Raw genomic sequence first — 231 nt, 5'->3', positions numbered from 1 at the left:
CTGTTAGGTCGCCGGGACCGAAATTGCCGATATAATCACCAACATACGCCGTGCCGGACGATTTGCGGATAAGGTGAATCTCGAATTCCGGATGAAAATTCCAGAGCGAATTTGCCCAGGGATAGTCGTCGATCCGCCAGAGGAAGGTATCGTCTTCAGCGGTCAGAACGTGCTCAAATTTCGGCGCCAGCCGCGATGTTCCGTTGCGGGCAACCGACGGCTTGGTCAAGC

General features: G+C 55.0%; 1 protein-coding gene. It reads right to left on the bottom strand.

The window, feature by feature from the left end:
* Positions 1 to 229, bottom strand: a 229-nt coding sequence (locus AF337_RS18480; RefSeq protein WP_483150628.1) for a cupin domain-containing protein, incomplete at its 3' end; no start/stop codon positions are given.
* Positions 230 to 231: the final 2 nt, after the last annotated feature.

This window comes from Rhizobium ecuadorense, from assembly GCF_001187535.1.
GTDB classification, from domain to species: Bacteria; Pseudomonadota; Alphaproteobacteria; order Rhizobiales; family Rhizobiaceae; genus Rhizobium; species Rhizobium ecuadorense.
The sequence above is the reverse complement of the archived record's forward strand: the minus strand, read 5'-3'. Positions and strand labels throughout refer to the sequence as shown.